This window comes from Lysinibacillus sp. (assembly GCF_032093475.1).
In the GTDB taxonomy this organism is placed as follows: Bacteria; Bacillota; Bacilli; order Bacillales_A; family Planococcaceae; genus Lysinibacillus; species Lysinibacillus irui.
Window position 1 is genome coordinate 1 of record NZ_DAMDAY010000170.1, and the last position, 7,040, is coordinate 7,040.

The following is a 7,040-nucleotide window of genomic DNA, read 5'->3' on the forward strand; positions in this document are numbered from 1 at the left end:
TACGTTAATCCATCAAAGAATAATAAGATCCCAACGGCAATCATTACATAACCGCCGATTTTCACAATTTTTTGGCTATGAGTACGAATCCATGTCATACGTGAAATGAAGAACGAAAGCACGAAGAATGGAATCGCAAATCCTAAATAATACGCAAACATATAGCTGAAGCCCGCACCTGGGTTTGTACCAGCTAACATGATAATGGACGCTAGGATGGGTCCAGTACAGGGTGTCCAACCTGCCGCAAAGGCAATCCCTATTAAGACGGACCCCAAATAGCCAGATGGTCTATTTTTAAATTGAAACTTACGATCCTTCATTAAGAAGTCTATTTGCAATAATCCTACAATCATTAAACCAAATACTACGATTAAAATAGCCCCAACCTGTCGTAATAATGTTTGATAATTTAGGAAAAATTCTGCCGCTAATGAAGCACTTAGCCCAATAATAATAAAGATAATTGAAAAACCTAGTAAAAAGAATAATGTGTGGAAAATGGCACGTTTTTGTAGCATACCTTTTTCCGATTTTAGCTCATCTAATGTCATACCCGTTATGTACGATAAAAATGCTGGATACAGTGGGAGAGTACATGGTGAAATAAAACTTAAAAACCCTGCACCAAAAGCTAAAAATACGTTAATATCAGATCCCATATTTTATAATCGCTCCTTACAGTTACTGCATCCATCGTACCAAAAAACAGAATAAAATGCGCCCTTCCAGTTTGTGAACGTTTCATGGCAAAAGTATGAGATTTTTGAGAAGTGCCACTTCGCTACTTTTGCATTATGCTCTCCCGTTATTATTCTGTCAACAAATTGCGCCAATATTCTACCCTTTCGTAGCAGCAATCACTCCCCTTATTCCCACAGTCTTGACATTGTCGATTAGTTGGCGTTACTGTTGAAATAGGCTTCTGTATTCGATAGACACTATTGACCAAATGCTATTGTAAGAAATCATTTACAAAGACAAAGATATCAGAAAATCGAATCATCTGATGACCTTATTATAAGTTGATACTATTATTATCCCCCTTTACATTTCGACAAAATCTCTCTTTACATAAGATGTTTATTTGAATCCGTGAGTAAATGACTTATTTTCATGTATAATGATGATAACAAATGAGCATTTGATCGAGAAAATGAGGTGTAGCTCCTTGGAACTAAGAAAAATTAAACCTAAAAAAATTTATGAAGAAGTGTCCGAAATTCTACATGAAAAAATAAGAGCTGGTGTCCTAAAACCAGGTGATCGTCTTGACTCTGTTGAACAGCTCGCAGAACAATTACAAGTTAGCCGATCTGCTGTACGTGAGGCGCTCTCCGCTTTAAAAGCGATGGGATTGATTGAGATTAAACAAGGCTCTGGGACATTTGTTAAAAGTGTGCCATCCAATCAACTTGATTTTCCATTGTCCACTGCGATGTTAACGAATAGACAGGATATTGCTCATTTATTAGAGGTGCGCAAGATTATTGAGGTAGGAGCAGCAGCAAGTGCAGCTATCCATCGTACGGACCAGGATATACAAGCCATGCTACAAATTTTAGAGGATATGAAGCAAGCCAACGGTGATGGCGAGCTTGGTGAAAAAGTAGATTATCAATTCCATGCGGCCATTTCTACTGCCTCTCAAAACCCCCTACTCGTTACCATCCTAGATCAAATTTCTGGCCTTATGATTGAAACAATGAAAGAAACTCGCCGAATTTGGTTGTATTCCAAAAAAACAACGAGTGAACAATTATATGATGAACATATGCAAATTTTCCTCGCGATTAAACAGCAAAATGGGGAGTTGGCCAAACATGCGATGGCTTCTCATTTAAGCAATGTTGAAAAGGTGCTCCTACAGTATTTCGAATTAACGGAATCCAACTCCGAGTAAAACTACCTACCTCTTCACTAGGTAGTTTTATTTTTTCAGAAAATTCCCTAAAAACACTTTTATTCTTTTAACAAATTGTTGTATGATATAACCATCAAAAGTCATCAGATGACCAGTTGTTTAGAAAAGGAGCGATGAAAATGAGAGTATCACTATTTGCCACTTGCCTAGTAGATATGTTTCAAGGAAATGTCGGAAAGGCAGTTGTTGAAGTGTTGGAACGACTCGGCTGTGAAATAGACTTTCCTGAAAATCAAATTTGTTGTGGGCAGCCTGCGTACAATAGCGGTTATGTGAAAGAATCCAAAAGTGCCATAAAAAAAATGATCACTGCTTTTGAGGAAGCTGAATATGTGGTCTCCCCTTCTGGTTCCTGTGCTTATATGCTGAAAGAATATCCTGAAATATTAAAGGACGATCCACAATGGGCATTAAAAGCACAGGCTTTAGCGGATAAAACATATGAATTTACTGAATTTATTGTCCATGTCTTAAAAATAGAAGATGTTGGTGCTCATTTCGAAGGCAAAGCTACGTACCATACATCCTGCCATATGACTCGTCTGCTCGGTGTAACGGATGCTCCGTTAAAATTATTAAGCCATGTCAAAGGACTACACTACACGGATCTCCCAGGTAAAGATCGGTGCTGTGGATTTGGCGGCACTTTCTCAGTCAAAATGGGCAATATCTCTGGAGAAATGGTCAATGAAAAAGTACAAAATGTGGAAGAAACAGGCGCTGACATTTTAATTGGGGCCGATGCCGGCTGTTTAATGAATATCGGTGGTCGCATTCAGCGCCAAGGGAAACCAATTCAAGTGATGCATATTGCTGAAATTTTAAACTGCCGATAAAAGGGGGAAATAAATCATGGCAATGAAGACAAGTAATGAGCCATTCCATCAGCGTGTAACAAAAGAACTTAACAATCACTTTATGCGTGGGGCTGTCTCAAGTGCGCAAGAACGCTTTCAAACTCGCCGCTTACAACAAGCTGACGAGCTCGGTCATTGGGAAGAATGGCGCTCGCATGGAGAGGAAATTCGCAAGCATGTTTTAGCTAACCTTGATTATTACTTATATCAATTAAGTGACAATGTTGCCAAAAGAGGCGGACATGTGTTCTTTGCTCATACGGCACAAGAAGCAACCGATTACATTCAAGGCATTGCCAAAAAGAAGGATGCTTCGAAAATTGTCAAGTCGAAATCGATGGTGACAGAAGAAATTAACCTAAATGCAGCCTTAGAGAAACTTGGCTGTGAAGTGATTGAGACAGACCTTGGCGAATACATTTTGCAGGTCGCAGATCATGAGCCTCCCTCCCATATTGTGGCGCCTGCCCTACATAAAAACAAAGAGCAGATTCGAGATATTTTTAAGGAAAAACAAGGCTACACGCAAACAGAAAAGCCAGAGGAGCTTGCTCTCTATGTGCGACAAAAATTACGAAATGACTATTTAACCGCAGATATTGGGATAACCGGCTGTAACTTTGCCATTGCAGAAAGTGGCTCCATTACGCTTGTCACAAATGAAGGTAATGCTGATTTAGTCACGGCTTTACCGAAAACGCAAATTACGGTTATGGGAATGGAAAGAATTGTCCCTACCTTTGAAGAAATGGAGGTTCTGGTGAGCCTATTAACAAGGAGTGCGGTGGGTCAAAAGCTAACTAGCTATATTACGACATTAACCGGAATCAAAGAAGAGGGTGATACAGATGGACCAGAGGAATTTCACCTAGTTATTGTAGATAATGGACGCTCGGCTATTTTAGGTAGTGAATTCCAGCCCATTTTACAATGTATCCGCTGTGCTGCTTGTGTAAATGCTTGCCCTGTATACCGTCATGTTGGTGGCCATACGTATGGTTCCATCTACTCTGGGCCTGTTGGCGTTGTCCTTTCACCTCTTTTAGGAGGCTATGATGATTATAAAGAATTGCCATATGCTTCTACATTGTGTGGGGCTTGCACAGATGCATGTCCTGTCAAAATCCCTTTACATCAGCTGATTCATCGCCATCGCCAAGTCATCGTTGAAAATGAAGGCAAAGCACCTGTTTCTGAAAAGCTATTAATGAAGGCATTTGGCTTAGGTGCTTCCTCCCCTACTTTATATAAGATGGCAACCAAAATGGCGGCACCAGCAATGTCCCCGTTTACGAAAGACAACACCATTTCGAAAGGACCAGGTCCATTAAAAGCATGGACTGAAGCGAGGGATTTTCCTGCACCAACAAAAGATAGCTTTAGAGATTGGTTGAAAAACCGTTCAAAAGGAGGCGAACACCAGTGACAGGTACCATTCACAATCGAGAATCCTTCTTAGCCAACATCGCAAAGCAGCTTGGACGTTCACCAAAAATAGAACTTTCACGCCCAACGTGGCAATATCAGCCACAAGACCGCATTCTCAAAGATGCCACAAAGGACGAATTAGTAGAGGTATTAATAAAGCAGTGTGCTAATATTCATACTGATATTGTCATTTCCACTACCGCAAAGCTATCTGAAGATTTACAATCCGTTGTTGACCATTATGGGGGTCAGTCCATCATTACATGGCATGATAAACGATTCCAAGAGTATGGACTATCACAATTAATGACCGAACAATGGCCACAAGCTAATATTCAGCATTATGAATGGAATGCACAGCACCAGGAGGAAAACATCCGACAAGCTGAAAAAGCGAATATTGGTATTACAATCAGTGAAATGACCTTGGCAGAATCAGGAACTGCTGTACTTTTTAGTAGCAAGGATAAGGGACGTAGTGTTAGTTTTTTACCAGAAAAATCGATTATTTTAATTCCGAAAAGTACGATTGTTCCTCGTATGACACAGGCAGCACGTTGGATTAGTGAAAAAATCCGTCGTGGTGAAAAAATTGCCTCATGCATCAACTTTATAACGGGTCCAAGTAACTCAGCAGATATCGAAATGATTTTAATCGTTGGGGTACATGGCCCCATTCAAGCAACGTATATTGTTATTGAGGACCAATAATTAACAAAGGCATGCAAAGTTTATGCATGCCTTTTGGTTATGTTGTTGAATTAGGAATACTTTCTGCTATAGCTTTTTGATCATAATACTCTGGATGTGCTTCTCTTAAGATGGATGGTCGCAACATTACAAGTGAAATTGAAATTATAATGACGCTTGTAACAGGTAAAATAATTGTTGCTGGTACAGTATCATATAATATACCGTAAATAACCATACCTATTGGCATCATGGACATTGCCATGGTCTCTAATAAGCCTAAGACGCGTCCACGGTATTCCTCTGAGATAATTTTTTGCATATACACCCCAATTGGCATATTAATGCCCATCTCGAATATAGCAAAAATAAAGTAAATGATTAGATAAAAGATAACGACTGCTAAGTAGGAGAAATCTGTAACTAATGGGATGACGGCTAAAGCTACACTCCCTGACAATAGCAATAAGCTTATTTTTGAGAAACGTAATGGCACTTTAACCTCTGATCTTGATGCAAAGTATACGGAAGCTCCCAGCATACCCGCTGCTCCTGAAGCCTGAATAAAGCCGAAATGCGTAGATTCTACTTTCAGTAATTCAATGATAATGAATGTTCCTCCGACAGATATGGCAGAAAAGAATAAATTAATCCATAATGCTACCCACATAATTGTTTTAATGACTTTACGCTGCTTAATGTAATGGAACCCACCTTTAAGACTTTCCCAAACCTTTTCCTTCTTCACATCTTTTCCTCTTGTACTATAGAGGTTAAAATCCATTGTTGCCTCTAAACAAAAGGCAATAGCGTACGCCACCATATTGACCATTAAAAAAACGTCGATATTAAAAAATCCGTACATCATCCCGCCAATGACTGGCCCCCCAATGGCAGCCACGGACATGGACATTTGATTAAATGACATCGCACGCTGTAAGCGCTCTGAATTAACAAGGGTAGCAATAGCTGATGAAAATGTAACACCGGAAAAGGCAGAGCAGATCGTGTTAAACACAGTAGCAATGTAAATAGCGTAAACTGACATCCCTACCGTTTCTGTATATAACAGTAAGCCCCCAACGGTTACAATAGTCCCTGCCTGCGCCAGTAAAATTGTTCGTTTTTTCGAATAATTATCCGCGACATACCCTGCTATAGGTGCCACAAGAGCACGAGGTAACACAGAACAAATCATATTCGTTGCAAAGCTCATGGCCGACCCTGTCATGGCTAATATATATAAGCTAAAACCAAATGCCATCACATGTGCCCCTAGCATGGCAATCATTTTACTCGCTGTAAATGTCCATAAATGATAGGTAGCCTTCTTTAATTTCTCCGCTTCATTCATCTCAAAACCCCTCCGTTTTTTAACTAAATTAAAAAGTTTAATCATGTTAAACAAAATATACCATAGCTCCCCCTTTTCACGCAAGAAAAAGTTTAATATAATTAAACAAAAGGAGGCGAGGCAGTGGATTCTTTAGGCACACGCATTCGTAAATTAAGGAAAGAACAAAAATTAACATTAGAGGCACTAGCCGGTGAGCGTCTAACAAAGGGCATGTTAAGCCAAATAGAAAATGATAAGGCCAAGCCTTCCATGGAAAGCCTTGATTATATTGCTGAACGTTTAGGGGTGAAAGCTAGTGAATTACTGGAAGAAGTAACGTCATCCTCACTTCGCCCGCTTTTAGAGCAGGTTGAAATTTTATTTGCAGAAGTAAAACGGGGTGATGCCGACCATCATCAAGAAATTGTTAATCTCATTAAGCCATCTGTAGAGAATCTTCCACTTAGCTACGAAGCTGGACGGTTATTGTATATTTACGCATACGCTCAGTATGAAGCTGGATTAACAACTTGGGAATCCCCGCTTCAGCAAGCTCGTACTATTTTTAAGGAAATTAATTTACGCAGCCATTGGTTCAAAACATTTGTCCTAGAGATTTCAATTTTAGCAGCAAAGCGTCAATATACATCGGCTTACGCTCGTATCTTACAGGCAAAGGAAATTATTGAACAAGAAGACTATCAGCTCGATTCCCGCGATGCCTTATTAATGACTTATTATACGAGTATATTCCAGCTCGCAATTGGTGAGCATGAGGAAGGGAAAAAATTAATTCAAGAGTCAA

At 39.6% G+C, this 7,040-nt stretch carries 7 protein-coding genes; 5 read left to right on the forward strand and 2 right to left on the reverse strand.

The features are described from left to right. On the reverse strand, positions 1 to 662 hold a 662-nt coding region (locus RT445_RS22285; RefSeq protein WP_313471585.1), incomplete at its 3' end, for a cytochrome c biogenesis CcdA family protein. A gap of 509 nt (positions 663 to 1,171) precedes the next feature. On the opposite strand from RT445_RS22285, the gene RT445_RS22290 reads away from it, so the two are divergent. The 4 genes from RT445_RS22290 (at position 1,172) to RT445_RS22305 (ending at position 4,920) form a co-directional block, all read left to right on the forward strand. Beyond that, positions 1,172 to 1,903 carry a FadR/GntR family transcriptional regulator gene (locus tag RT445_RS22290; protein ID WP_313471586.1) on the forward strand — a complete coding sequence of 244 codons (732 nt, stop codon included), beginning with the start codon at positions 1,172 to 1,174 and terminating at the stop codon, positions 1,901 to 1,903. A gap of 140 nt (positions 1,904 to 2,043) precedes the next feature. Then, positions 2,044 to 2,760 carry a (Fe-S)-binding protein gene (locus tag RT445_RS22295; RefSeq protein WP_313471588.1) on the forward strand — a complete coding sequence of 239 codons (717 nt, stop codon included), beginning with the start codon at positions 2,044 to 2,046 and terminating at the stop codon, positions 2,758 to 2,760. 16 nt (positions 2,761 to 2,776) lie between these two features. Further along, positions 2,777 to 4,207: a LutB/LldF family L-lactate oxidation iron-sulfur protein gene (locus tag RT445_RS22300; RefSeq protein ID WP_312507075.1), complete on the forward strand. Its 1,431-nt coding sequence runs from the start codon at positions 2,777 to 2,779 to the stop codon at positions 4,205 to 4,207. Continuing rightward, the gene (locus RT445_RS22305) at positions 4,204 to 4,920 is read left to right on the forward strand and encodes a LutC/YkgG family protein (RefSeq protein ID WP_312507076.1); all 717 of its coding nucleotides are present in this window, start codon (positions 4,204 to 4,206) and stop codon (positions 4,918 to 4,920) included. Before RT445_RS22300 ends, RT445_RS22305 begins: the two co-directional genes overlap by 4 nt. A 37-nt stretch (positions 4,921 to 4,957) precedes the next feature. Here RT445_RS22305 and RT445_RS22310 read toward each other — a convergent pair whose 3' ends face one another. Then, positions 4,958 to 6,253, reverse strand: coding sequence for an MFS transporter (locus RT445_RS22310; protein WP_312507077.1), 1,296 nt, complete (start codon positions 6,251 to 6,253; stop codon positions 4,958 to 4,960). Positions 6,254 to 6,376: 123 nt separating this feature from the next. On the opposite strand from RT445_RS22310, the gene RT445_RS22315 reads away from it, so the two are divergent. Then, positions 6,377 to 7,040 (forward strand): helix-turn-helix domain-containing protein (locus RT445_RS22315; protein ID WP_313471590.1); only part of this gene is annotated, 664 nt, incomplete at its 3' end.

Bases quoted from the DNA above. Each gene is read 5' to 3' on its own strand.
- RT445_RS22295 (WP_313471588.1), top strand. From the start codon at position 2,044: ATGAGAGTATCACTATTTGCCACTTGCCTAGTAGATATGTTTCAAGGA.
- RT445_RS22300 (WP_312507075.1), top strand. From the start codon at position 2,777: ATGGCAATGAAGACAAGTAATGAGCCATTCCATCAGCGTGTAACAAAA.
- RT445_RS22310 (WP_312507077.1), bottom strand. From the start codon at position 6,253: ATGAATGAAGCGGAGAAATTAAAGAAGGCTACCTATCATTTATGGACA.